Origin of the sequence: Streptomyces sp. WELS2, assembly GCF_013870595.1 — a bacterium.
In the GTDB taxonomy this organism is placed as follows: Bacteria; Actinomycetota; Actinomycetes; order Streptomycetales; family Streptomycetaceae; genus Streptomyces.
Genome location: NZ_JACBWZ010001258.1, coordinates 1 through 1,316, shown reverse-complemented (window position 1 = coordinate 1,316; position 1,316 = coordinate 1). Strand labels below are relative to the sequence as shown.

Genomic DNA, 1,316 nt, shown 5'->3' with positions numbered 1-1,316 from the left:
GAGGCGACCGTCTGCACCGAGTCGAGGATCAGCAGGGACGGCTTGACCAGACCGAGCCGGGTCTGGGCCTCGCCGTGCCAGTCGCCGTGGCCGCCCAGGATGCGCAGGCTCTCCTCGAAATGCCGGGCGGCGGACTCCGGTTCGCCCAGGGTGAGATGGGCGTAGCCGATGTTGCAGTGCGCCGAGTGCCGCACGATGACCGCGCCGATCCTCTCCCCGATCGCCAGCGAGCGCCGGTGCTGCTCGATCGCGGCACGCGGGTCGGTGTGCTCGTAGAGGTTGCCGAGGTGGCTGCGGGTGACGGCCTCGCCGTAGGGATCGTTCAGCAGTCGCGAGTAGGCGAGGCTCCGGCGCAGCGCCTCCCCCGACTCCGCGAACCGCCCGAGCCCCTCCAGCAGCAGCCCCCGGTTGTTCAGGCAACGCCGGATCCGGGAGACCATGCCCAGCCGCCCCCAGATCTCCAGGGCCTGGTCGGTGAGGGTGAGGGAATCGTTCTGCCGGCCCGTCATGAAGTGCAGCGCGGCCAGGTCGCACAGTGCGTACCCCTCCGCCACCGCGTCCCCCAGCCGCCGTGCCGCGCCGAGCCCGGCCCGGCCCAGCACCTCCATCTCGGCGACCCGGCCGCTGCGCTGCACGTACGGGGAGAGCAGCCGCGTGAGCACCGAGAGGTAGGCGGCCGTGCGCGCATCGTCGGTGTCCGCGTGCCGCGCCACCAGGGCGACGATGTTCTCCAGCTCCGTCTCGCCCCAGGCGAACGCCTCCTCGGCCGACTCGAAGGACGCGAGGGCGGCCACGTCCGTGGCGTGCTCGTCCGGCTGTGCCGCGGTCGGCCGCCGCCGGTCGTCCTGGTCGATGCCGGGCTCCACGATCGCCTCCAGCGCCCGCTCGGACACGGCGGCGTACCAGCGCAGCGCGACGAGGTCGGCGCAGCCGGGACCGGCCGGCGCCGGCTCCGCGTCCCCAATGCGGACCTGCGACCGGCTCGTCCGGGCGTCCGCCTCCGCCAGTTCGCGGGCGAAGTCGCGGACCAGGTCGTGGGGCGCGTACCGGCCGTACGCGGTCTCCTCCAGCAGGGCGACGTCGACCAGGCGGTCCAGGGCGGCCTCGGCGCGCCGCTCGTCGGTGCCGGTGAGGCGGGCGATCAGCGGTGCGCCGTACGTCGGCAGGTCGAGCGCGCCGATACGGCGCAGGGCGAGGGCCGCGTCCCGGTCGGCCTCGCGCTCGGCGGCGGCGAGCGCGTCGTGGGCGACGGCCAGGGAGCGGCGGACGCTCAGATCGTCGTACTCCAGGTGGTGCAGCCGGCTGCCGGTATCGGC

1 protein-coding gene is annotated in these 1,316 nt (G+C 74.5%); it reads right to left on the bottom strand.

What is annotated here, in order from left to right; all coding sequences use genetic code 11:
- On the bottom strand, positions 1–1,316 hold a 1,316-nt coding region (locus H5J33_RS35520), incomplete at both ends, for a tetratricopeptide repeat protein (RefSeq protein WP_181798759.1).